Source organism: Clostridium sp. (assembly GCF_029267215.1).
GTDB lineage: Bacteria > Bacillota > Clostridia > Clostridiales > Clostridiaceae > Sarcina.
Genome location: NZ_JARIDH010000081.1, coordinates 64024 through 88910, shown reverse-complemented (window position 1 = coordinate 88910; position 24887 = coordinate 64024). Strand labels below are relative to the sequence as shown.

Sequence of the window (24887 nt, the reverse complement as noted above, 5' to 3'; positions counted from 1 at the left end):
ATCTATATCCATAAGTTCTATTATTGCATCAATTATAAGCTCAATTCTAATAACAGCTATAATAGTATTAATAGTAAAAATAATAAAGGGCATGTATAAAAATAACTTTTCATAAAACTTACAAATAATATGAAGAGAATATCTAGATGAGCTTTAGAATTTAAATTATTACGTAAAAAATATCACCTTAAAAAGCTTAGATTGCTTAAAGCATAGCAAGTTTCTAAGCTTTAGTGATATTTTAATAGTAATGATTATAAATTCTTATCGAAATCTAGTAATTCTAGGAATATATTTGTAAGTTTTATTATTATATTTTTATAAAGCCCCTTTATTGCATACTATTTATTACTTATTATAATTATTACTTGTGATTTTTAATATCAAAACGGTCCTCATTCATTACCTTATTCCATGCATATACAAAATCTTTTATGAACTTTTCTTTATTTCCCCTGGATGCATAAACCTCAGCAATTGCACGAAGTTGGGAATTTGATCCAAATATAAGATCAACCTTTGTTGCTGTCCATTTTGTCTTTCCTGTTTCCCTATCAAAACCTATATATATTTCCTTATCTTCTAAGTATTTTTTCCAAGCTGTATTCATATCAAGAAGATTTACAAAGAAATCATTTGTAAGATGTTCTTTTCTCTTTGTAAACACTCCATACTTTGATTTTTTATAATTAGTGTTTAATACTCTCATACCCCCAATTAATACTGTCATTTCTGGAATAGTTAAACCTAATAATTGAGCCTTATCAATTAACATTTCATCTGATACTTTTTCATATCCCTCTTTTATATAATTTCTAAAGCCATCTCCCTTAGGTTCGAGAACACTAAATGAATTTATATCTGTATCCTCTTGTGTTGCATCACTTCTTCCTGGAGTAAAAGGAACCTCAATATTATATCCTGCTTTTTTTATGGCTTGCTCAACTCCAACACATCCACCTAAAACAATAATATCAGCTAAAGAAACCTTTTTTCCCTTTGAATGTGAGTTATTAAAATTAACTTGAATTTTTTCTAATTTCTCTAATACTTTACTAAGGTTTTCAGGTTCATTAACTTCCCACTCTTTTTGAGGTTCTAAGCGTATTCTTGCTCCATTTGCTCCTCCACGCTTATCTGAATTACGAAATATTGATGAGGATTTCCAAGCTGTTTCAACAAGGTCTCCTATTCCTAAACCTGAATCCAAAATCTTTTTCTTAAGTTCTTGTATATTCTTTTTATTAATCAATTTATAATTAACTTCTGGTAGTGGGTCTTGCCAAATAAACCTTTCTTTTGGAACCTCTGGCCCAAGATATCTATCTATTGGCCCCATATCTCTGTGAGTTAACTTAAACCAAGCCTTTGCAAAATCCTCTTCAAATTTTTTTGGATTTTCTAAATAATTTTCTGCAATCTTCTTATAAATAGGATCATTAATAAGGGCTAAATCTGCTGTAGTCATCATAGGTCTATGTTTTTTTGATGGATCATAAGCATCAACCACCATATCCTCTTCATCTACATCTTTAGCTAGCCATTGATATGCCCCAGCTGGACTCTTAACTAATTCCCACTGATACTTAAATAAGGTCTTTAAATATCCCATTGTCCATTTTATAGGTTCTGCTTTCCAAGCTCCTTCAATGCCACTCCCTATAGTATCTGATCCTTTACCCATTTTATAGCTATTTTTCCATCCTAACCCCTGTTCTTCAATAGGGGCAGCTTCTGGCTCTGGTCCAAGATAAGAAGGTGATGCGGCCCCATGACATTTACCAAAGGTATGACCACCAGCTATTAAGGCAACAGTTTCCTCATCATTCATTGCCATGCGAGAAAATGTTTCTCTCACCTCAAAAACAGAGGCCTTAGGATCTGGTTTTCCATTAGGTCCTTCTGGATTTACATAAATTAAACCCATTTGTACAGCAGCAAGAGGATTTTCAAGCTCTTTTTCTTCTTTATTACGTCCATCATTTCCAAGCCATTCTTTTTCACTACCCCAGTAAATATCTTGCTGTGGTTCCCAAACATCCTCTCTTCCACCACCAAAACCAATTGTCTTTAATCCCATAGATTCTAATGCACAATTACCTGTTAATATAATAAGATCAGCCCAAGATATTTTGTTTCCATATTTCTTTTTAATTGGCCAAAGTAAACGACGAGCTTTATCTAAATTTACATTGTCTGGCCAACTATTAAGTGGTGGAAAACGTTGAAGTCCAAGTCCTCCTCCCCCTCTTCCATCACTAATTCTATAAGTTCCAGCACTATGCCAAGCCATACGAATAAAAAATGGTCCATAATGGCCATAGTCAGCTGGCCACCACTCCTTAGAATCTGTCATAAGCTTATACAAACCCTTCTTTAATCCATAATAATTTAACTTTTTAAACTCTTCAGCATAATTAAAATCCTTATTCATAGGGTTACTTAGCTCTGAATTTTGACGAAGAATATTAAGTCTAAGTTGTTTTGGCCACCAATACTCATTAGTTGTTCCACCACTAAACATTTCTTTACTTGTTCTCCCAGTCACTGGACATCTTTTCTCTTCCATAAAACTCCTCCTTACTCCCCTTATTTCCATACCCACTTAATTTATAAAAGCATATGAAATATCCACACTCTCTTATATAAATAATATTCAGTAAATTATATAAATATATAAGTATTACTATGAAGAAAATAACAAATAATATTTAGAAAGTTATATATGGACTATTTTTTAAAATACTTTGACAGAGGCACATACATACTTAATCAATCAGTTTTTAAGTCCTTATTATAATAGAAGAACAGATGAATATGGTGGAAGTTTTGAAAATAGATTTAGATTTTTAAAAGAGATTTGTACAGAAGTCAGAAAAAATGTAGGTGATGACTTTCCTATAATAGTAAAACTTACTGCTACAGAGTTTTTTGATGGTGGATTAACATTTGAAGATACTAAAAAAATATGTATAATGTTAGAGAAGATAGGTGTTTATGCCTTAGAGATATCAGGTAACGTTCATGTGAAAGCAAAAAGTATGGTTAGACAAGAATTTGATGGTCATCTAATAGAAAAAGAAGGTTATTTCATAAATTTTGAAAAAGAAATAAAAAAATTAGTTAATATTCCTATTATAACAGTATGAGGATTTGAAACTTTATCTGGTATAGAAAAAATATATGAAGAAACAGGAATAAATTGCTTTGAAAAAAGAATTTCTAAGACTATTAAAAAAGATGAACAATAATTTATCTGAAAAATAATATAGATTTAAATTTAAACATAAATTATTTCATAATAGATTTATGTAACTATACTTGATATTAAAATTTAGCTCTATTTTAAGAAAGTGTTGATTTTAGCTATTCATTAAGATGTTCTTAAAGTTATATCTAAAATCAACACTAGTTTAAAGCAGAGCCTAAAATTTAAACTTATTTAGGATACATTCAAAACTTTAAAATTCTATATCTCTAGAATTCTTATATTTTTATTAGTGGCATCAAGTTCTATTTCACATCCTATTGGTAGAGTTATCATTGGATGTGTATGGCAACAATCAAAATCTGCAATAAATGGTAACTTTTTATCTCCTAATACCTCTAACAATATTTCATAGGGTTTTCTTCCTGTTTTTTGGTCGTCAAATAATTCATGTTTTCCAAGGATTATTCCTGAAATCTTATCAAAAACTCCATTAAGTTTTAAAAGAGAAAAACTTCTTTCTATTGTTGCTGCATCTTTTAAAGAATCCTCTATGAAAAGTATATCTCCCTCTTTTATTTCAGGCATGTACTTACTTCCCCATATTCCTTGCATAGTATTTAAATTTCCACCTATTACTCTTCCTTTAGTAATACCTTCATATACTGTAATCCACTTATTATCTCTTTTTTCCTTACTTCTATCTTGTGTCTCCCAATTAATATATTCATCTGTCCAATATTTAGGAGTTTCAAATACATAAGGAAACTTTGGTTCATCTATTAAAATATCCTTAAAATATTTATATGTACAATCAACAAAGGGTGGTAACTCTCCAAAAGAAGCTACTAAGGCTGGTCCATAATAAGTGCTTATGCCAGTTTCAGCATATATTGCAAGTAAAATAGCTGTAACATCAGAATACCCTATTATTATTTTGGGATTTTTCTTAAATGCATCATAATCTATATATGGAAGAATTGAATTTGAATTCATACCTCCAATTGTAGACATAATACACTTTACCTCAGGATTTCTAATTAAACTATTTAACTCCTCTGCTCTTTCCTTAATACTCCCTGATCTATAAAAATCATGCTTTCCTGTTAAGTTCCCCTCTAATATCTTAAAACCTTTATCCTCTAAATATTTCTTTGCCCTTTCAAATCTTTTAGGACATACATAAGTTATAGGTGATGATGGTGAAAAAATACCTATAGTATCACCTTTCTTTAATCTTAACATTTTATTCATTTAAACTCTCCTTTTTTCAATACAAAATTTAAAATTATACTGAATTGTAGATAATTACTTATTAATATATAAAAATTTTACTCATAAATTTCAATATTAAATTGGATTAGTATTTAATTATTATTTAAAAACTAATTATTACAAGATATTATAGCACATAAAGGTCATCTATCATTCTTAAATTTATTAATTAAATCTTTGATAAAATTAATAAATTCTAATAAATTTTATTTAATACGGTTTTTATAATCATATTTAGTTTAATTTCATTTTGCAAATAAATAGATTTTTATTTATAAAAAAAGATGGGTTATAAAAATAACTCATCTTTTTCACATTGCTTTTAATTTGAAACATAAATTTCTTTTTCATTATTTATAAATATTTCAGCTATAACACCATAAGTTTTAGCCCAAGCATCTATTACATCTTCAGTTGCATCATCACCTAAAACTTCTTTTATTGCTCCTAATAGGTGTTTCCCTACTATTAGGTAATGTTCTGATTGAACCTTTGAATTACAATGTATAACCCCTATTCTATCTACTACTGGTTTTATAGCCTCTAGGTTGTCTATATTTTGAGCAACTGATAATATAGCCATTGCTAAAGCTTTTGGTTGTTCTCCTGATTCTTGCTTATCCATATTAAATAATTGCTTAACTTCTGGGTTTTGTTCAAACATATTTTTATAGAAAGTTTTAGTTATCTCTAATCCATGAGATTTTAAAACTGGTACTGTACTCTTTATTATATCCATTGTCTTTTGATCTAACATAATTTATTACCTCCATAAAAATCAAATAAAAAAAATTAATTAATAATAATTATTAATTATATTATACTCTTATTTTGTTTTTTTTCAAGATAAAAAAGATTAACTTGTTATAAACTTATTTAAAATGATTTTCAAACAAAAATATATTAACTAAAAAAGCTCCTATTTTTTATTGTTAATTTTTTATGACTTCTATTCATTTGATTTTAAGGCATCAATCATATTAACCTTTCTTAGTTTAATATGCATAAGAATCATAACTACTACTGAGAAGAAGATAGTTATTAGGGCTGATATTACATAACTACTTAGTGATATATTAGGATACATCATCATTGTGTCTGTTTCTGATGTTCTTATTATAAAGGTATGTAGCATTCTTCCTATTATTCCTCCTACCCCTATTCCAAGTAATGTTAATATTATATTTTCTCTTAGTATATACATTGTAACTTCATCATCAAAGAATCCTAGTACTTTTATTGTTGATAATTCTCTTATACGTTCTGATATATTTATGTTGTTTAGGTTGTATAATACTACAAAGGCTAGGGCCCCTGCTGATAAGATTATTACTATCATTACTACGTTCATATTTGCTGCTGATTCTTCTGTTGTTTTTTGTATTTTTGATGTCATGGCTACATTTATTACATTTTTACATTCCATAAGTTTTGATGTTATTTCATCTTCATTCATCTTTTCCTTATTAAAGTTTAGAAGATCTGTGTTATAAACTGGTTTCTTTCCAAATACTTTTTCATAGTATGATGGAGACATATATATTGAATGCATAATATAGTTTTCTCCTATATTTTCCACCTTGACTTCATGAGGATTTTCCTCTTCATCCTTAAATATTATGTTATCACCAATAGAAACTCCTAAAAGCTTTGCTAATTTTTCATTTATAATAACACCCTCTTTTGGAATATTATATTTTTCTCCTGAAATTCTATCATTTAAAACTATGAACTGATTTAAAATTTCTTTATTTTCTGGCACATAAAGAGTAACAGTTTGTTTGTTCATTCCTTTTTTACTTAGAGTTACTGATTCTTGGTGAATTTCTAAGTTATTTTCATAGGCAGGCAATGATTTTAAGGTTTCCTTGTATTTTTTAATATCTTCTTTACTTGAATTATCTCCAAAGACAACCATTGCTTCATACTTCCATATCTTATTAAACTGTTTTTGAACCATTTTATTATTTGAATCCTTAAGTCCAAATCCAGTAAGAAGTAGTGCCATAGATCCTGCTATTCCAAAGATAGTCATAAACATACGCTGCTTATATCTAAATAGGTTTCTAAATGTTACCTTCTGATTAAAGTTTAATCTCTTCCATAATGGAGATATTCTTTCTAACAATATTTTTTTACCACTCTTTGGTGCCTTTGGTCTCATAAGATTAGAAGGCTTATTTTTAAGCTCAACTCTTATTACAAATAAGGCTGCTCCAACTGTACACAGAATTGAAATTACTAAGGATTGAATTATATAGCTTTTATAATAGTATGTTTCAAGCTTAGGAATTTCATATACGCTGGTGTAAGCATTACTTATGATATTTGGTATAATATTACTTCCAACTAAAATTCCAAAGATACATCCTACTAAACTTCCTAATAAAGCATATACAACAAACTTTAAAGATATTCTAAAGTTATCATATCCTAAAGCTTTCATGGTGCCAATTTCTGTCCTTTTCTCTTCAACCATTCTAGTCATGGTTGTTAAGCAAATTAATATTGCCACTAGGAAGAAAAATACTGGTAATACAGAGGCTATACTATTTAAACTATCTATTGAATCTTTGTATCCTGAGTATCCTGGATTATCAGTTCTATTAAAAATAATATACTTACTCTTTCCTAAATCATCTAAAGTTGATTTTTCCTTTTCCTCAATTTCTTTTTTTCCATCTTTAAGCTTTTTCTTATTTTCAACTATAGATTTTTCACCATAAGCTATGCTCTTTTCTGATTCATCAAGCTTAGCTTTAGCCTTGCTAAGTTCTTTCTCTCCTGTAACTTTTCCTTCTTCAAAGGCTTTTTTACCCTTAGCTAGCTCTTCTTTTTTATTAGCTAACTCACTTTCTCCCTGTTCTAGCTTACTCTTTCCACTATTAAATACCTTTAGATTTTTCTCATACTTCTCTTTTCCTTCTTGATACTTAGTAATTCCAACTAATAAAAATTCTAAGCTTGAATAATTTTCATTAATACTTTTACCTTTCTCCTCTAAAGAATTTGATATGCTTAAAGCTAATTCTTTATTCTTAGGATCACTCTCTAATTCACTTATTTCTTTATTTAATTCACTTAATCCTAATTTAGAAATTATCTCTTTCCAAGTTTGTATTTTATGAGAAGATATCTCCTCATTTTCAGAAAGGGATTTAACAGTGGTTTTTATATCATTAGAAAGAGGCTTCATTGTTTCTGATAAATTTTTAAGCCCCTCTATCTTATTTTGCAATTCATAAGTACTTTCATCTGGGTTAATTCCTTGATTTAAGAATTCTTCTCTTACTTTATCAATACTTTCTTTTGCTTTATCTATCTGATTTTGTCCCTCTTCAAAAGCTACTTTTTGCTTATTAAGCTCTGCTTGCCCTTCTTCTATTTTCTTTTCACCTAATAAAAACTTTTCATTTCCTTCTTTTATTTTCTTATCATATTCAGCTTTACTTTGAAGGTACTGACTTTTTCCTACTTCTAGCTCTTTTTTTCCATTCTCTAATTCTTTTTCCTTATGTAAAATTAATTGTTCATTTGAATTTAACTCCTCATAAGCAGAATTAAACTTATTTTTAACCTCTGCTCTTACTTCTTCTCCTCTTTCAACTGCCCTTTTTGAATATAAATTTTCAAGATATTTATTATTTTCCTCCATTAACCCCTTATACTCATCACCATAGGCATTAAATCCCTGTGTATTTTTAAATCTAACATAGATTTCTGTATAAGGCTCCATATTTATATCTTCACTATTTAAAACTCCAAAGTAATCAATAGTTCCTTTTCCAACTTTGGTTACTCCTCTTCCTTCTTTCTCAATATACAGAGGACTTTTTACCATTCCAACAATCTTAAACTTACTTTCTTTAAAATTCTTCATAGTATCTTCATCAGTATCAATTACAAACTCATCACCAATTTTAAGATTCTTATTAAGTTTAAAGGCCCTTTCATCTAAAGCAATTTCTCCACTTTTTTCTGGTAATTTACCCTCTAATACGATTAACTTATTTAAGTTATTCTTCTTATCATACTCCATAAATCTAACAACATTACTTATATTGCTAAGGTTAGCATCTATTGTATGTGTTCCATAATAATCTAGTATCTTATCATTATTCTTTAATAAATCTAAATCCTTATCCAAAAGTCCCATAGTTGAAACAATCTTACTATCCATTAAATTTTGATTCTCATAGAAAGTATTTATTGTCTTATTCATATCTGGACTAGCTGATTTTATTCCTGAATAAAAAGCAACTCCTAAAAAGATGATTATAATTACAGAAAAAAATCTTGCCTTAGATGAAAGAATTTCTCTTATTATAGACTTTTTATATGTTTTCATTTTAAATAACTCACCCCTACCATTGAATTTCTTCAACTAAAACTGGCTCTTTATTTTTCTCAATGCTTTTTACCTTACCATCATTAATCTTAATAACTTTGTCTGCCATAGGAGCAAGGGCTGAATTATGAGTTATTACTACAACTGTTTTACCAAGTTTTCGACAAGAATCCTGTAAAATCTTTAATATTTGTTTGCCTGTACTATAATCTAAAGCTCCTGTTGGTTCATCACAAAGTAATAACTTAGGATTTTTAGCTAATGCCCTAGCAATAGAAACTCTTTGTTGTTCTCCTCCTGATAATTGAGAAGGAAAATTATCCTTTCTATGACTAAGCCCAACTAATTCTAAGGTCTTGTCCACATCTAATCCATTCTTAGAAATTTGTGTTGCAAGCTCCACATTTTCTTTTGCAGTTAGATTTTGGACTAAGTTATAAAATTGAAATACAAATCCCACATCAAATCTTCTATACTTAGTTAATTCCCTATTATTAAACTTAGAAATATCAGTTCCGTCAATTATTATTTTTCCCTCATCACAACTATCCATTCCCCCTAAAATATTAAGAATAGTTGATTTACCAGCTCCACTAGGTCCTAAAATAACAACAAACTCCCCTTTTTCTATAGAAAAACTAACTCCATTATTGGCAATAACTTCATTCTCTCCAACCTTATATCTCTTAAATATATTTTTCATATCAATATATGCCAAAATTATTCCCCTCCATATTTTCATCTAAATGTTATATAAATTACTCCTCTTATCTAAGACTTAGTTATTAAATAAACCCTTTGTATATTTACTTTACCATCTCTAAATATTAAAGGCTATATTGAAAATAAAATGTTTTCAATATAGCCTTAATTTCTATAATTTTTCAAAGTAAATTCATTATTTGAAAACTTTTATTGTCTCTATTTTAATAGCATATTGATTTTAGATATTCCTTAAGACCTACTTAATTTCGCAGAGAGTTTCTATTGAATATTCCAGAATAATAGCTAAAGCGAAGAAACTCCCGCTGGTCAAACAACTTCGCTTCTTAACGCTATTATTCTTCCATATTCAATGAAACTCTAAACTGCTTATTAAGATGGTCATAAAGTTCTATCTAAAATCAACACTAGTTTAAAACAGAGTCTAATTTTTAATACAAAGCCCCTAACTCATAAAAGGTTAAGGTTTTTGATGCTTAGTACTTTTTGAACCACCTCTGGCATAAAGCCACGAGGTTTTACGCCATTAATCTATAAATTTTTGAATTGTAAAAATAAATTTTAAAGCCTTTTATTTAATCTAATTCAGGAATTTTATCTTCACAATTTTTTTGACTCTTAGCATATCTCATAAATATTACAAAAAGTACTGCTGAGAATACTACGCTTATTATATTTGAAAACATAGGATTTAATCTAAATCCTTCTGGTGCTTGAAGTATATATGAAGTTACAACAGAGGACATGAATAATGATGGAATTAATGTAATCCAGTAATTTTTATCAGCTTGTACCATATATGATGTAGCTGCCCAAAGCATTATCATTGCTAATGTTTGGTTTGACCATGAGAAATATCTCCATATTATGCTAAAATCAATAAATGTTAAAGCTATACCTATTATAAATATTGGTATTGCAATATAAAATCTATATGAAATCTTATCTTGTTTTATTTTAAATGTATCAGCGATTGTAAGTCTTGCACTTCTAAATGCTGTATCACCTGATGATATAGGACAAGCTACAACTCCTAATATGGCTAATATAGCTCCAAATTTTCCCATCAAAGTATTTGAAATCACATTTACTACTGTGGCCGGACCATCTTTTAATGCCACTTGTAAACCAGCAGTATCTCCAAAGAAACACATGGCAGCAGCAGCCCATACTAAGGCAATAATACCCTCTGCAATCATTGCGCCATAAAATACCTTTCTTGCCTCTGATTCTTTTTTCACACATCTAGCCATGATTGGTGATTGTGTAGCATGGAATCCAGATATGGCACCACAAGCAATTGTTATAAATAAGTATGGAAATATTGGAACTCCACTCGGATGGAAGTTAGCTAATTTAAGCTCTGGAATATTATATCCTTCCATTAATATTCCTCCTCCTATTCCAATAGCCATGATTATAAGACAAAGACCAAATATAGGATAAATTTTTCCTATGACTTTATCTACTGGCAATACAGTAGCTGATATATAATAAATTATTATAATAACTATGAAAATATTTCTATCAATACCTGTTAAACTTTTTAAAAGATCCGCAGGTCCAGTTAGAAATACTACACCAACTAAAATAAGTAAGGCTACTGAAAATACAACCATAATTTTTCTTGGTATTTCACCTAAATATTTTCCTACAAGTTCTGAAACTGAAACTCCTTTATTTCTTATAGATAATACTCCCGTAAAATAATCATGTACAGCCCCTGCAAAAATACATCCTAAAACAATCCATATAAAAGCAACTGGTCCCCACAATGCCCCTGCTATGGCACCAAATATAGGTCCAAGTCCTGCAATATTAAGAAATTGAATTAAGAAAATTCTTGGCCAACTCATAGGAACATAGTCAACACCATCCCCCATTGTCTCTGCTGGTGTTTCTATAGAGTCATTTGTACCAAAAGCCTTGTCTACAAATTTACCATAAGTAAAATATCCAACAACTAATAATACCAGTGAAATTAGAAATGTTATCACTAAAATCATCCCCTTACAATAACTAATTAATTATTACAAGTTAATTATAACTCTTTTAGTAAACGTATACACTATATTTTTTAAAATATTCTTTAGTATAATAAATTAATTTTGATATTTAAATATTATAAACTGGAAAAATTTATGCTATTAATAAAAATCTTAATTATATTTGTTAATCACTTAACAATCATCCTGAAATTTAATAATATTAACAAATTAATATAAACACTTTAATTTTATAAAATCTATATAAATAACAATTATTAAAATTAAAGCACTTTAGCTAATTCTTAGAAATATCCTTTATAATACCTTATTAACAGTTAATAATTCATATAAAATTAATATATAAATTACTATTGTAATTTCCTCATATATTATCAATAGTTCATAATTTATAGAAAAGAGAGGTCTGTATTAAAATATAATAAAACTTACAAATAATATGAAGATAATCTATAGATTTGTAAGTTTTATAAAAAGTTATCTTGATACAGACCACTCTAAAATTTTATCTATAATATCCATATTCACAAAGTAGCTCATGACAAGCATTTACTTCTTCATCTGTGAAAAGTTCATTGTATTTGCTATCAATAATAAGAGCTTCCATTGTAAGATCAAGACGATTTGCTTTTTGTAATTTATCAAAGCCATCTGAAACTCTGCCCTTACGTAAAATCTCTTGAACAGTTCTTAAAGCTCCAAACTTTTCGATATTTAATAAAAGTCTTTTTTGAATGCATCCACACTCTTTTTCTGCTATTTCACATCTTTTAATAAGTTCTTTTTCAAAGGTATTTTCTAATGACATAATTTTCTACTCCAAATATGTTAAATTTTTTATACTATTATATCACACTCCCTTCACTTTATAATACTTTTAAAAATTATTTGTACTCAATTTCTCCAGAATACATTCTACTTGTTCTAACACCTGGTTTAATTTCTCCATTTATTGAGAAAATATTGTCACCATCTAAGATTAAAGCTTCTCCACATGGAGCATTGAAAGGAATTTCTCCCACGCTTCTCCATTTATTTTCCTTAGCATTATAAATTAATACATTTTTATTCCATTTAAATTCTTCAGGGTCTGCTCTAAAATATTTACCTCTAAAATCTTCTAAAGCTTCATCCTTTAATTCTCCTAAATTTTTAACTGCATAATCATAAACTTCCTTATTAAATCCACCTATTACAAGCATTTCTTCTTCATTTAATTTTACGGAACTTGCTCCTAATAATGAAATTTTTTCTCCATTAACAAAAACATCAGAAACCTGAGTCCATGTATTATCTTTTATATTATATTTATATCCATCAGTATATGCTATCTTATCTCCACCACTAAACACATATATATCATCACCTAAAAGCTGAGCCACAGCTTGGTTTCTAGTTGGTTCACCTGGCATAGGTGCTAATTCCTCAGTTTTTTTAGTGTCTAAATCAAATTTATAAATCTTATTACTTGCCTTACCATCCTGTTTTCCAAGTCCTAAATAAATAAAATTATTTTTCTTAACTGCAAATCCATCACTAAATGTAAAAGGCAAATCTCCTTTTTGATCTACTTTAACATTCCCTTTATCATCAACAATTATAAGGGTTACATTGTTTCCAGCTTCCTTATCTGGACTTCCTCCAATATAATAAATTCCATCCTCATCTGAAATTGAACTTCCATATCCAATTTCATAATCTAAAGTTGTATGATTTACTTGTTTTAATATTCCATCCTCCTCTTCAAGAACATAAATATCAGGATAGTGTTTCTTAGGCCCTCCCTCTAAAACAGATTTTTCTGGAAAATTAGCTCCTCCACCAACAACTATATAGTCATTAGCCTTTCCTTGAAGTAATCCAGCTGTTCCTATATTCTTATCTTGTCCCTTTTGTGCTTCTAAATTCCCAGCAACTTTCCACTCAATATAATCTACTTCTTCATAATCTTTATACTCATCTAATTCTTTAGAATCTTCATTTTCTTTAGTTTCACTTGGCTTTTCATCCACAACCTGTTTATTCACTTCATTTTTAAATTGATTTGGTCCACAACCTAAAATAGTAAAAGGTAACATACATAAAAGCCCCAAAATATATACTTTTTTCATAACTTCTTTCCTTCCAAAAGTTATAATTATATTTCTTCTATAATTTATATGATTTCTTAAATTGTTTAATGAACATTTATATATATTTTATTATACAAAGCAACATATAATAGCTATCTATCAACTTATATAATCCTTAAAGTCACTTATTTTTATAAATACAATTAAAACTTGCTTATGAAATCATAAACCTCTTCATCTTCCCAGGGAGATATTTTTAAGTTTCCTGCTTCTATTTTCTTCTCTTTAAAACTTAAAAATTCTCTTAACTCATACTTATATTCTTCTCTATCAATTGACTTTTTACTAATTAATATTTTTTGGACACAAGGCTTACTATTTGCATCTGATGGTAACATCATTAAGGCAATTCCACCAATGTACTTATTTTTATTTAAATTTGGCTTTATCATATTTATATAAGCTATACCATCATGTCCACTTTGTAGATTGAAAAATATAAGTTTTTCTGAAATATTATATTTTCCTTTAAAAGACTTCACCACTTTTCCCTTTCCCAAAATTTCAAAAGTCACTTCATCATACTTAAAAGTTATTCTTCCCTCATGAATAGCCCCTTCTTTTCCTATATTAGTTACTAGGAAATATGTATAATATTTTTCTTCAAATATTTCATCATTTAATTCCTTATTATTTTCTAAAATTTCAATATCTACAGCCTTTAATTCTCTACTTAAAAACTTATCTAAGCTTATATTATATACTCTGCAAATATAAATTAAGGTTTCTATTGATGGAAAGGCCTCGCCAGATTTATATTTTGAGAGCAAATCTTCTGATACCCCAATCTTTTTAGCTAACTTCTTTTGAGTTCCTTCTAATCCTATAAGTTTTTTTAGATTATATACAAAAGTCTTTGAAGCCTTGTTGTAAAGGCTATTTTTTATACATTTAACTTGATTTATATACTCTTTATGATTCTCTTCTTTATATTTTAATTCATCTATTTTATTCTTTATTTCATCATCTATTTTATTTAAGTTATCTAATTTTTTACTCAAAATTACACCTTCCTAAACTTAATGTAAATCTCTCTTTTAAACTAGCCTTTATTTTTAAATATTCAATAGAAACTCTATTAAAAATTAAGTATGGCTTATGGAATAAATAAAATCAACACGCTCTCTTAAAACATAATCTAACATAAAAACTTGAATTTAATTCAACTATATATTATTTATTTTTCAAGTAAATTTTATATTTCTATATAACTATTGTAATAAATAAAGCTATGTATTACCATAACATCATAGTTGTTAAGAAATTCCTATGCTTAACCCCCATTTTAAAAATTATAATTAACACAATTAAAAAGTTAGTTTCTTATAAGGATGGTGTTATTATGAGTAAATTAAAAATAAATTTTAATAAAGATAATATTAAAGCAATTTTATTTGATTCAGGAAAAGTTTTAAACTACTCTAAAAGTGGACATTGGTTTATAAGTCCTAAGTTTTTTGATTTTGTAGATAAGAAAATTTTTAACTCAATAAAATCTTCCAAAAGAAAATTAGCATTTTCTAAAGCTTATGAATATATAAATTCCCAAAAATTTATTAAAACTGAAACTGAAGAATATATGCATTTTTTAAAATTCTACAAAATTTTTTCTGAAACTCTTCCTGAGTTAAACTTAAATGATAAAGATTTAGAAAATATAACTAAAGACTATGTATATAATTATGAAAAATACACATTTTTTGATGATGCACTAAATATTGTTCCAAAACTAAGTAAAAACTATAAACTTGGAATAATTTCAGATGCTTGGCCTTCTTTAGAAGGGATATTTATAAATAAAAACTTTAGAAAATATTTTGATAGCTTTATAATTTCCTCTCAAAAAGGACTATCAAAACCAAATGATGTTATGTATAGACTCTCACTTAAAGAACTTAACATTTCTCCAAAGGAAGCTATTTTCATTGATGATAACCCTGTAAATTGTGAGGCCGCTGAAAGATTAGGAATACATTCCTTTGTATTATGTAGAAGCTTTAAATCATTTATTTATACAAAAATAAAATATAGAAACCTTAATATAATAAGAAGTCTAGATGAACTTAATTTTTTAAGCTCATCTAGACTTCTTTCTACTATTAGCTAAAAATTTTAAACTTAATGTAATTCTGAATAGTCTGCTTTAAAATATAATTTATAATCACTTAATTTTATATTACATCTATTTAAAATATTAATTTACTTTTTTCACCCATTTAATAATAAAAAGTTAATATTTAAAATTCAAACAGGATTTCCACTCTTATTAATGACTACTTTTCAAAAAGCAGTCATTGCTGAAAGCCTTGATATAACTAGCTTGTGTCAGTTAGTGATGGACTTTACTATAATTTCACTTATATATATAGTATTTAATAAATTAATCATTTTTTTAATTATTTTTTTATTTTTCCTTATATATAGAAATAGGCAAAATATGTCATACTAAGCACACCCATTGATACCACTATATTTTCTCTGGTTTTAAACCAGTCACTAATTATAACTAGTTCACGAATCCTATAACTAAAATACTATTTTACCTATTTATAATAGTTAAAAATATACTCTAAACCTTCTAAACTTATACTCTAAACCCAATTAATATAAATTTAAGATTTTTTCTAAATCTTTTTCCAACTTTTCAACAGAATGGTGTTAGTATAAAATAATGGACACGTTTTTTAGAACTAGGTAAAATAATATTTAGTTAGAGAAGGGATGTGTTTCTACTATGGGTAGAGTTAAAAAAATATATAGAATATTATAAGGAAATGATATCGGATTTATATAAGTCTGGAATGACAATTTCAGAAATAAGTAGTGAATATGGCATAGCAAAATCAACTATAAATGGCTGGATAAAAACTAACAAAGAAATAAAAGTATCTGAAGATGAGATTATAACTTTGAAATAAATAGCAAGATTAAAGAAAGAAATGGCTAGGATGAAAGAAGAAAATAGAAAAACTTATGGTGTTAAAAAGATGTGGTGCTCTGTTTTAGTTGTTCCACGTAGTACATATTATAGTAAGATAAATCCTAAAAATCAGATAGAGAAATTGAGAATGAAAAGCTTAAAACTGCTATATTAAAGTATTATAAATAAAGTAAGTATAGATAAGTCATTCCAAAAATAAAGATAATTCTTTCTAAAAATATATTTAATATATCTATAAAAAGAACTCAAAGATTGATTAAAGAATTAGGAATAAAATCTATAATAATAAAAAGATACAGACCGACATCTAGAAAAAAGCCTAAAGAAGTTTTGTAGAACATTTTGAAACGTTATTTTACAACAACTAACATAAATGAGAAATTGTCATGAGACATAAATTATATAAAAACTCAAAAAGATTGTTGGTGCCACTTAGCTTCTGTACTTAATTTACACTCTAAGAAAATAGTGGGATACTCCTTAGGTAAAAATATGACAAATAATCATGTTATTGCAACACTTAAAAATTCTTGTTATTTTCAATACATAGGTAATAATAATAAAATAATATTTCATAGTGATTTATGCTCACAATATACGAGTACTGATATGAAAAATATATGTAATGAATTTAATATAATACAATCATTTAGTCAAAAAGGTTTTCCCTATGACAATGCTTGTATAGAATCATTTCATACTGTTTTAAAGAAAGAAGAAATTTATAGAAACAGCTATGAAATTTATGAAGATGCTAAAAAAGCAACCTTTTACTATTATAGAAAGTTTCTATAATAGTAAAAGGTTGCTTTCAGCTCTTATATATTTGTTGTAATAATCTATTTTTCAACTGTTTTAATTCTTCTAATTTTTCTTTTTCTAGTAAACTATATATAGTATAAAATAATTAAAATATATTCTTCTAGATATTGAACTTCTATTTTTTAATTATCTAATTTAACCTTACTAATTTCTTTTTATCCAGATCCTCAATTAAAAAACTACCTATTTTATAATAATTTTTCAACTTTACTTTTAGAACAATCTACACACCAATCAAATTTATTATTATTATAATTATAAACTATTATGTTTGGATGGTAATGCTCTATAATTCTTCCTAGTGAAAATGTCAATGAAACAGGTGTTGTTAAGAATAAATGTATCTTCTTTATTCCTTCATTATTGCAGAACTTTAATATTTCATAAAATTCCTTTACTATTATATCTACATCAGAATAGCTTTCTATTGTCCACCTTTCTATCTCATTATTTCTTAAATATATTATAGGTAAATCACCTAATATATCTCTAATTTCAATATCATTAATTAGAAACGATTGTTCTATTTTTAGAATGACTTCATCTTCAACCACATTAATTTCCTTATAATTGCTAGTAAATTTAATCTCACTATTATAAATTTTTTTCAGCTCAAAAAATTTCTTATCAGAACTATTAGTTAATGACCCTTTATATTCATATAAAATAGCATTATCTGTTTCTGAAAAATTTTTACCGTCTAAAAATGCTATTGGTACATGTGGAAATCCTAAATATATAAGAGAATCATTATTTTTTATACCCTTTTTTATTTTGTTCATAACTTTATTTTGATTATCAATTATTTTCTGTAAAGTTACTTCGTCAATTTCAGATTCTTTTTTAAATTCTTTTATATAATTCAATTCATACTTTTTATAGCCAACTAAAGAATACTCATCTAAAACATTTTTAAAAACAGCTTGATGCTTTGAAAATGTAGCCATTATAACAACATCCTTTTTTATTAAAGGGAAAAACAAGCTAGTTACAAAATTTATAGCTTTTTGTATCTTCTTTGATTTTCTATACGTAATGATAGTTATTATAAAAGCAATTAGTATTAATATTAATAGTAAAATAATACTCTTCCATGGATTATTTACTATTAAAGTGCACATTTCAATTAATTTTTCTAATATTTTAGTATTTATAACTAGCACCTCTCTCTATACTCTTTATATTTTTATCCCCAACCCATATTTCAAGGGATTTTATTCCTACTATTATAAACAACAAATATTCACTATCTGTAACACTTCTAGTAATTAACTTTTTCCAAGACACTTTATCCTGAAATGATGGGCTAGGTATGTTTTGTGGATGTGTATGCCACTCTCCTATGTACAACTTCTTGTAATTACTTTCTTTCCACTTTTTATTAAGTATTTCATTGTGTTTTTCTGATCTTTTAAACCCTAAAAAGCTTCTTTTATCTTCTTCTAAAGGAGTTGTACAATCATTTATCTCAATTTTATAGTCAATCCTGTTAATAGAGGCAATAAGCATACCACCAGCTTCATAACGCTTTTTAATTTGCTTATAAGAAACCAAGGTCTCTATTACATCTTTTGTAATTTCAAAATTCTTATCTTTATAAGTAAAACTAATCATTACAATAACCACATCCCTGAAAATCTATATCTTCTCTTTCTCCAAAACCTTTATTAAAATTATTAAAAGCTTCATTGACTTTATATCCATTTTCCACAAAAATTTCATTATTTCCCTTCCAAGATATAACTCTATTATATTTTATATCTTTTATTAAATAATTATAGGCAACTCTTGATGCAATTATTGCTGTTTGCATTGCATCCATACTACCATATGGTGTAAATGTTCCTAAACAACCTCCAAAGTTTTTTACAAAAGGTCTGTCACTTTTTGCTGCAAAATTAACTTTGCATCCTAAGTCATCTGTGATTAAACAATTATAGCATCCTTTTTCTTGATTATTAATAAAAATAGCATGTCCACCAATACCATATGCCTCTACCCAAGTGTATATAGTTGGAATACTTGCTTTTATTAAGTATTTATTTAATAATCTTTCTTTATTTACATCTCCTAAAGCCGATATAACCAATGAATATTCGCTTAGTTTTAATTTGTTACTTTCTATCAAATTAAATATATCATCATTAATAGCATTAATATTCATTTCATCATATTTGCTTTCTATCTCTTCCTTCATGAGTAAAGCTTTATCTTTTTCTTTTTTATTTCTTACTTTTCCCAAAAAATGTCTATATATATTATCCTCACTTATTTGATCATAATCTACTATAGTTAAATTTTTAAATCCAGTTTGAGCTAATTGAAATATTAAATTACTTCCTATTGATCCACATCCTATAATCAATATTCTAAAATCTTTCCCAGTTGTTATAGCTCCACCTCTAATCAAGCTTTTTTTATCATCTATTCTTTCTATAAAAATAGGTACTATATTCCACTCTTTTGTATTCTCTAATATAGGTATATCTCCCTTATCTAAAACATTATCTTTTTCATACATTAATCCAACTAGTATTTTTTGTCCATCAGCTAATAATATATCAAGGATATAGTAATTTTTGATATTTTCTTTTGTTAAATCTTTAATTCTTTTAATATTCTCTTCTGAAACACATCTATTTATTAATCCATTAATTTCACTGCTAGTCCAAAATTTAGTTTTATTTGGAACGTAAATATCTAAGCACTTATCAAAAGGTATATATATTGCATTAATAATCTGAAGTTTCTTATAAATACTTCTATCTATTTTGTTATCATCAAACACTATTTTTAATTTACTACTAGAATCCATTGCTATTTTAACTTTTTTAGTAATATCGCATTCACTAATTTCAGATAGCATAATATCTCTATTAGGAGTCTGAAAAAAATAATATTGAAATTCTCTATGTATTCCTTCAATACTTTCATTTTGTAAAAGCACTGATTCTATTCTACTAAAAACAAAATCAAAAACTTTATTAGAATCATCACTCCATATTATGCCTTCTTTATCTAAATAGCATATATAACCATTTGATGTTATGTGTGGAATATTCGGTATATATTCTTGCTTTGATTTATCAATATATATTTCAGGTAATTCAAATGGAAACCTTTTTTTATTTATGTTCATAATCAAAGGAATTGTAATTCCATTTCTTAAAACAAAATCCATCTTGTAAATATTTATGTTTTCATTCATTAAATTTTTAATATATGGTTTGTTTTTTAATATACTATAAATAATAAAAATCACTCCTAAGCAAAATTTGATGCTGGTGCACTACTTGCGCCTACAGTCATATATCTATCTTCTACAGCCTCTGGAATAGGTAGTTTATCTCCAAAATATTTAGCCAATTCTTTACACGCTTTATGTGGGTCTGTTTCATCTATTGCATACTGTAATGCTTCTTGTAATTTTATAATTTTTTCATGAAATGAATTCATTTTCTTATTTGTCATTTTAGAAAATACATTTCCTTTATTTTCTACAGGTAAATCATATTTTATTGTATAAAGAAACTCTAACTCATCTATACAAAATTTATATTCAAATAAATCTTTTATTTTATCTACTAACATCTTCATTGCACTTAAATCATTATATTCTTCATCTCCTGTCAAAGCATTAATTTCTTTTACAGCTTCAAATTTATCTGCTGCTATAATTGTTAACCCTATACTAGGTGGTGTCCCATCACTAGTTTCTGATGAAAACTTAACATCTTTCCATTTTTTCAAATATCTAACTACTCTTTTAAATTGTTTTTTATCATCACCTGAAAAAGAATTTTTTATATGATTATTTAATCCTTTAGGATCAGATATCTGCCATTTTTTATTTTCACTTAAAGCAAACTCTTTCCCCCATGCTAAGTATAGATTATCATCTTCACTTGATTTTAAATAAATAGGTAAATCAACATGATATTGAGGTTCATCATCTTTTGTATAACTTATAGTAACACAAGGATTTTTTATTTTTGGTTCTTTTTTAGTGTGAGTTTTCATTATATCTCTAACAACCTTTTTAAAATATGTAGAATCATCATAGTCTTCTTTATTTAAATTTATTATAATACCTTCATCTATATCATAATCACCATCTTTAGGAGCTATACCAGTATCAATTGCATAACTTCCTTGATCTAGGAACTCTATCTTAGGAATAACTTCATTTTTATCTTCAAAATGTTTTACCAACCCATCTTTAACTTTGTTAGTTATAATGTCTCTTTTTTCTCTTAAAGTTGCATTCTCTTCGTATTTGCCTAATTTAATTTCATCATGAAAATCTAATAATTGTTTTTGAATATTTGCCATATTATCTCCCTCTCATATAAATTTATTGTTATAAGATAATTTTACCATAAATCATTTACGTACTATAAAAAAGTATACAAAAAAAATCCTCCTTACCATTCAATTAAAGTAAAGATAATTTTTTCCAAAATATTATATAAACATTTGTTGTAATAACCCTTTTTTCAATTGTCTTAATTCTTCTAATTTTTTATTTTCTTTTTCTATTATATTATCTATATTTGATAAGAAATTAGCTATTTTTTCTTGTTCTTCTAATACTGGTAATTTAATTAACATTCCTGTTAATGTTGGTAATCTTAAAGAGTCTACTGTAGCTTTAACAGAGTTTTTTAAAGCTTCTTTTAAAAAGAATTTGCTCATATAAAAATAAATATATTTTCCTAAAACTCCTTTTTTAAAACCACTTATTTTATATACTCTTTGGTGATATGCAAATTTACCATTTATGTAATGATATATCTGTCCTATATTTCCATCACCAGGAATTAAAATAGCCTCTCCATCAAATGTATATTGATTTATTCTTTCAATATTTTTTGAACGCACGAAAAAAGGATATAAACCATTATTATCTTTATCTTGTAAGTCATTACTTCCAGTTCCTATATCTGTTATTTCGCCTAGTTTCTTCTCTTCCCATTCTGGATAATCTAGCCCATTATCATCTTTAAATCTTATTTCTTGTTTAAAGATTTTCTGAATCATTCCTTTTTTATAAGAGTTCCAATATTCTACTTTCTTTTCTTGTTTTTCTATTATGCTATCTACTTTACTTAAAAAATTTGCTATTTTTTCTTGTTCTTGTAATGATGGTAATTTTATATTTACAGATGATAGTATATCTTGACCGACGTTATATCTTGTACTTCCGCCCGCTTTAGTTACTATTTCTTTTCTTGCATAGCTTGATTTTAAAAGACCATTCATAAACATCGGATTATATTCTCCAATTTTTTTTCCTCTTATTACAAATCCACCAAAAGTCGCTTGTTGTTCATCTAAATATACGTTAGCGGTTCCAACTTCTTCTCTAGTTTCTGAACTTCTTTGAAACACTATGTCACCATAATTAACAGAATATTTTTCTAAGACATCCTTATCTATATCAACGCGTCCTATTATATTTTCATAAGTTATAAAGTTATTATTTAATATGTCTAAGACATTTATAAACTTAATCCCTTCTCCATATGCTTCTTTATCTGCATTAACTCCATTTTTAAACTCTAATAAATTTCCTAAACTTATATCTTTCCACTCATCTTCAAATCCCTTAAATCTTAACTTTGGTACATTTTTATTCATCCCTGTACCTCCTTAAAGACCTAATTCTTTTAAGTCTTCTTCTAGACTTTTCTTTAGTTCTTCTATTTCTTTGTCAAGTTCTTTTATATTTTTTTGAACTGCTTTTATATCTATCTCTTCTTCTTCTTCAAAGGTATCTACATATCTTGGTATATTTAGGTTGTAGTCATTTTCTTTTATTTCTTCCATGGAAGCTACATAGGCATATTTGTCTATGTTTTCTCTATTTTTATATGTTTCTATTATTTTTTCTACATCACTATCTCTTAATACATTCTGATTTTTACCTTTTTCAAATTCATTTGATGCGTCTATAAATATTATATTTTCTGCATTTTTTCTATGCTTTTTAAATACAAGTATTACAGTTGGGATTGATGTTCCAAAGAATATATTTGCAGGAAGTCCTATTACTGCATCTAAAAGATTTCTTTGTTCTATAAGATATTTTCTTATGACTCCCTCTGCTGCCCCTCTGAATAATACTCCATGAGGAAGTACAACTGCCATTGTTCCATTTTCATCTAAGTGGTGTATCATATGTTGAATAAAAGCAAAGTCTGCCTTAGATTTTGGTGCTAATTTTCCATAAGCTGAAAATCTTTCATCATCTAAAAATTTTTCATTTCCACTCCATTTTGCTGAGTAAGGTGGATTGGCAACTATTGCTTCAAATTTTAAATCTCCATGTTGTGGATTTTCTAAGGTATCATCATTTTTAATATTGAAATCACTATATTTAACTCCATGAAGAAGCATATTCATTCTTGCTAGGTTATATGTTGTTGAAGTTTTCTCTTGGCCATAAAACATTCTAACCTTTGCTTCTCTTGAAACACGAAGTAATAATGAGCCTGAGCCACAAGTTGGGTCATATACATTTTTAAGGTCAGTTTTTCCCATTGTAACTATTTTAGCTAATATCTTAGAAACTTGTTGAGGTGTGTAGAATTCCCCTGCTTTTTTTCCTGCATTAGCTGCGAATTGTCCTATAAGATATTCATAGGCATCTCCAAGTATATCTATTTCACTATCATCAAATCTAAAATCTATTTTAGCTATTTTTCCCATAACCTTAGCTATTAGCTCACTTCTACTTTTAACATCCTTACCAAGCTTAGTTGATTTTAAATCCATATCATCAAATAAATGGTCAAAGTCCTCTTCACTCTCTTGCCCTAAAGTAGATTCAGTTATATTGTTTATAGCCTCCTCTAAAATTTCTATATCAAAATCACCCGTTTCTATTTTAGCTAAAAGATTATGGAATAAGAATTTAGGCTCAATAAAATATCCTATATCATTTACTAGTTCTTCTTGAAGTGCTTCCCTAAGTTCTTCCTCTTCCCAAGCCTCTTCATACTTCATACCATCTTCTTCTAAAAGCCTATTCGCTCTGCTTTCCACATTCTCTGAAAGATATCTATAGAATATAAGACCTAATATATAGTTTTTAAACTCACTAGCATCCATATTTCCTCTTAAATCATTGGCTATATTCCATAAATTACTTTGCAAATTACTCTGTTGCTCTTTTTGTATTTCAGATGTACTCATTATTTTTCCTACTTTCTATTTAACTTTTTACTATATATTTTGTGCAATGTTAAAACTACATTATTAATATCTATTTTTTAAACTCTTAAGTTTAAATCTAATATATAAATATAGTTATTTATATATATTACACATAATATTATACTTAATAAATTCTCTACTTCAAATTACTTTTAAACCCAATATAATTTTAATACCTAAGCTATACTTTAAACTTTTGTCAATTTTAACTTAA

Annotated in this window: 20 protein-coding genes; 5 read left to right on the top strand and 15 right to left on the bottom strand. The window is 27.1% G+C overall.

Features of this window, described 5'->3' with window-relative positions; genetic code table 11:
- Positions 1-364 precede the first annotated feature (364 nt).
- A complete protein-coding gene (katG, locus tag Q1K13_RS12725; RefSeq protein ID WP_300351596.1) occupies positions 365-2569 on the bottom strand; it encodes a catalase/peroxidase HPI in 2205 nt (734 codons plus the stop codon).
- A 178-nt stretch (positions 2570-2747) separates the two neighbouring features.
- On the opposite strand from katG, the gene Q1K13_RS12720 reads away from it, so the two are divergent.
- Positions 2748-3149: an oxidoreductase gene (locus Q1K13_RS12720; RefSeq protein WP_300351593.1), complete on the top strand. Its 402-nt coding sequence runs from the start codon at positions 2748-2750 to the stop codon at positions 3147-3149.
- A gap of 320 nt (positions 3150-3469) precedes the next feature.
- Here Q1K13_RS12720 and Q1K13_RS12715 read toward each other — a convergent pair whose 3' ends face one another.
- The 8 genes from Q1K13_RS12715 to Q1K13_RS12680 form a co-directional block, all read right to left on the bottom strand.
- The gene (locus Q1K13_RS12715) at positions 3470-4462 is read right to left on the bottom strand and encodes a S66 family peptidase (protein ID WP_300351591.1); all 993 of its coding nucleotides are present in this window, start codon (positions 4460-4462) and stop codon (positions 3470-3472) included.
- A gap of 343 nt (positions 4463-4805) precedes the next feature.
- A complete protein-coding gene (locus Q1K13_RS12710; RefSeq protein ID WP_300351588.1) occupies positions 4806-5240 on the bottom strand; it encodes a globin domain-containing protein in 435 nt (144 codons plus the stop codon).
- 192 nt (positions 5241-5432) lie between these two features.
- The gene (locus Q1K13_RS12705) at positions 5433-8831 is read right to left on the bottom strand and encodes an FtsX-like permease family protein (RefSeq protein WP_300351585.1); all 3399 of its coding nucleotides are present in this window, start codon (positions 8829-8831) and stop codon (positions 5433-5435) included.
- 16 nt (positions 8832-8847) lie between these two features.
- The gene (locus Q1K13_RS12700; RefSeq protein ID WP_300351583.1) at positions 8848-9549 is read right to left on the bottom strand and encodes an ABC transporter ATP-binding protein; all 702 of its coding nucleotides are present in this window, start codon (positions 9547-9549) and stop codon (positions 8848-8850) included.
- A gap of 580 nt (positions 9550-10129) precedes the next feature.
- Positions 10130-11551 (bottom strand): carbon starvation CstA family protein, encoded by a 1422-nt coding sequence (locus Q1K13_RS12695; protein WP_300351581.1) that lies wholly within the window; start codon positions 11549-11551, stop codon positions 10130-10132.
- Between the two features lie 514 nt (positions 11552-12065).
- A complete protein-coding gene (locus Q1K13_RS12690; RefSeq protein ID WP_300351578.1) occupies positions 12066-12368 on the bottom strand; it encodes a hypothetical protein in 303 nt (100 codons plus the stop codon).
- Between the two features lie 76 nt (positions 12369-12444).
- On the bottom strand, positions 12445-13671 hold the full coding sequence (locus Q1K13_RS12685; protein ID WP_300351576.1) for a cyclically-permuted mutarotase family protein: 1227 nt from the start codon (positions 13669-13671) through the stop codon (positions 12445-12447).
- A 164-nt stretch (positions 13672-13835) separates the two neighbouring features.
- Positions 13836-14651, bottom strand: coding sequence for a helix-turn-helix domain-containing protein (locus tag Q1K13_RS12680; protein ID WP_498038049.1), 816 nt, complete (start codon positions 14649-14651; stop codon positions 13836-13838).
- A 383-nt stretch (positions 14652-15034) separates the two neighbouring features.
- Between Q1K13_RS12680 and Q1K13_RS12675 the strand changes: the two genes are divergently transcribed.
- From Q1K13_RS12675 to Q1K13_RS12660, 4 genes are all read left to right on the top strand, one after another.
- Positions 15035-15799, top strand: a complete 765-nt coding sequence (locus Q1K13_RS12675; protein WP_300351574.1) for an HAD-IA family hydrolase — start codon at positions 15035-15037, stop codon at positions 15797-15799.
- Between the two features lie 616 nt (positions 15800-16415).
- Entirely contained in the window at positions 16416-16610 is a 195-nt protein-coding gene (locus tag Q1K13_RS12670) for a helix-turn-helix domain-containing protein (RefSeq protein ID WP_300351573.1), read from the top strand.
- 21 nt (positions 16611-16631) lie between these two features.
- The gene (locus tag Q1K13_RS12665; RefSeq protein ID WP_300351571.1) at positions 16632-16787 is read left to right on the top strand and encodes a hypothetical protein; all 156 of its coding nucleotides are present in this window, start codon (positions 16632-16634) and stop codon (positions 16785-16787) included.
- 239 nt (positions 16788-17026) lie between these two features.
- A complete protein-coding gene (locus tag Q1K13_RS12660) occupies positions 17027-17428 on the top strand; it encodes a DDE-type integrase/transposase/recombinase (RefSeq protein WP_366522634.1) in 402 nt (133 codons plus the stop codon).
- Between the two features lie 215 nt (positions 17429-17643).
- Here the strand turns inward: Q1K13_RS12660 and Q1K13_RS12655 are convergent, their stop codons facing one another.
- The 6 genes from Q1K13_RS12655 to Q1K13_RS12630 form a co-directional block, all read right to left on the bottom strand.
- Positions 17644-18402 (bottom strand): SAVED domain-containing protein, encoded by a 759-nt coding sequence (locus Q1K13_RS12655; protein ID WP_300351568.1) that lies wholly within the window; start codon positions 18400-18402, stop codon positions 17644-17646.
- Between the two features lie 196 nt (positions 18403-18598).
- Positions 18599-19069 carry a Mov34/MPN/PAD-1 family protein gene (locus Q1K13_RS12650; protein WP_300351565.1) on the bottom strand — a complete coding sequence of 157 codons (471 nt, stop codon included), beginning with the start codon at positions 19067-19069 and terminating at the stop codon, positions 18599-18601.
- The gene (locus tag Q1K13_RS12645; RefSeq protein ID WP_300351562.1) at positions 19062-20636 is read right to left on the bottom strand and encodes a ThiF family adenylyltransferase; all 1575 of its coding nucleotides are present in this window, start codon (positions 20634-20636) and stop codon (positions 19062-19064) included. The genes Q1K13_RS12650 and Q1K13_RS12645 overlap by 8 nt, the downstream gene beginning before the upstream one ends.
- A gap of 83 nt (positions 20637-20719) precedes the next feature.
- Positions 20720-21787, bottom strand: coding sequence for a cyclic GMP-AMP synthase DncV-like nucleotidyltransferase (locus tag Q1K13_RS12640; protein WP_300351559.1), 1068 nt, complete (start codon positions 21785-21787; stop codon positions 20720-20722).
- A gap of 132 nt (positions 21788-21919) precedes the next feature.
- Complete coding sequence (locus Q1K13_RS12635; protein WP_300351556.1) at positions 21920-23095, bottom strand: restriction endonuclease subunit S; 1176 nt, start codon at positions 23093-23095, stop codon at positions 21920-21922.
- 12 nt (positions 23096-23107) lie between these two features.
- Positions 23108-24652 carry a type I restriction-modification system subunit M gene (locus Q1K13_RS12630; protein ID WP_300351553.1) on the bottom strand — a complete coding sequence of 515 codons (1545 nt, stop codon included), beginning with the start codon at positions 24650-24652 and terminating at the stop codon, positions 23108-23110.
- Positions 24653-24887: the final 235 nt, after the last annotated feature.

What these genes read in the sequence shown, in the direction of transcription:
- Q1K13_RS12635 (WP_300351556.1), bottom strand. Translation starts at nt 23,095, where the DNA reads ATGAATAAAAATGTACCAAAGTTAAGATTTAAGGGATTTGAAGATGAG.
- Q1K13_RS12645 (WP_300351562.1), bottom strand. Translation starts at nt 20,636, where the DNA reads ATGGATTTTGTTTTAAGAAATGGAATTACAATTCCTTTGATTATGAAC.
- Q1K13_RS12715 (WP_300351591.1), bottom strand. Translation starts at nt 4,462, where the DNA reads ATGAATAAAATGTTAAGATTAAAGAAAGGTGATACTATAGGTATTTTT.
- Q1K13_RS12690 (WP_300351578.1), bottom strand. Translation starts at nt 12,368, where the DNA reads ATGTCATTAGAAAATACCTTTGAAAAAGAACTTATTAAAAGATGTGAA.
- katG (WP_300351596.1), bottom strand. Translation starts at nt 2,569, where the DNA reads ATGGAAGAGAAAAGATGTCCAGTGACTGGGAGAACAAGTAAAGAAATG.
- Q1K13_RS12655 (WP_300351568.1), bottom strand. Translation starts at nt 18,402, where the DNA reads ATGGCTACATTTTCAAAGCATCAAGCTGTTTTTAAAAATGTTTTAGAT.
- Q1K13_RS12685 (WP_300351576.1), bottom strand. Translation starts at nt 13,671, where the DNA reads ATGAAAAAAGTATATATTTTGGGGCTTTTATGTATGTTACCTTTTACT.
- Q1K13_RS12710 (WP_300351588.1), bottom strand. Translation starts at nt 5,240, where the DNA reads ATGTTAGATCAAAAGACAATGGATATAATAAAGAGTACAGTACCAGTT.
- Q1K13_RS12630 (WP_300351553.1), bottom strand. Translation starts at nt 24,652, where the DNA reads ATGAGTACATCTGAAATACAAAAAGAGCAACAGAGTAATTTGCAAAGT.
- Q1K13_RS12675 (WP_300351574.1), top strand. Translation starts at nt 15,035, where the DNA reads ATGAGTAAATTAAAAATAAATTTTAATAAAGATAATATTAAAGCAATT.
- Q1K13_RS12650 (WP_300351565.1), bottom strand. Translation starts at nt 19,069, where the DNA reads ATGATTAGTTTTACTTATAAAGATAAGAATTTTGAAATTACAAAAGAT.
- Q1K13_RS12705 (WP_300351585.1), bottom strand. Translation starts at nt 8,831, where the DNA reads ATGAAAACATATAAAAAGTCTATAATAAGAGAAATTCTTTCATCTAAG.
- Q1K13_RS12640 (WP_300351559.1), bottom strand. Translation starts at nt 21,787, where the DNA reads ATGGCAAATATTCAAAAACAATTATTAGATTTTCATGATGAAATTAAA.
- Q1K13_RS12665 (WP_300351571.1), top strand. Translation starts at nt 16,632, where the DNA reads ATGGCTAGGATGAAAGAAGAAAATAGAAAAACTTATGGTGTTAAAAAG.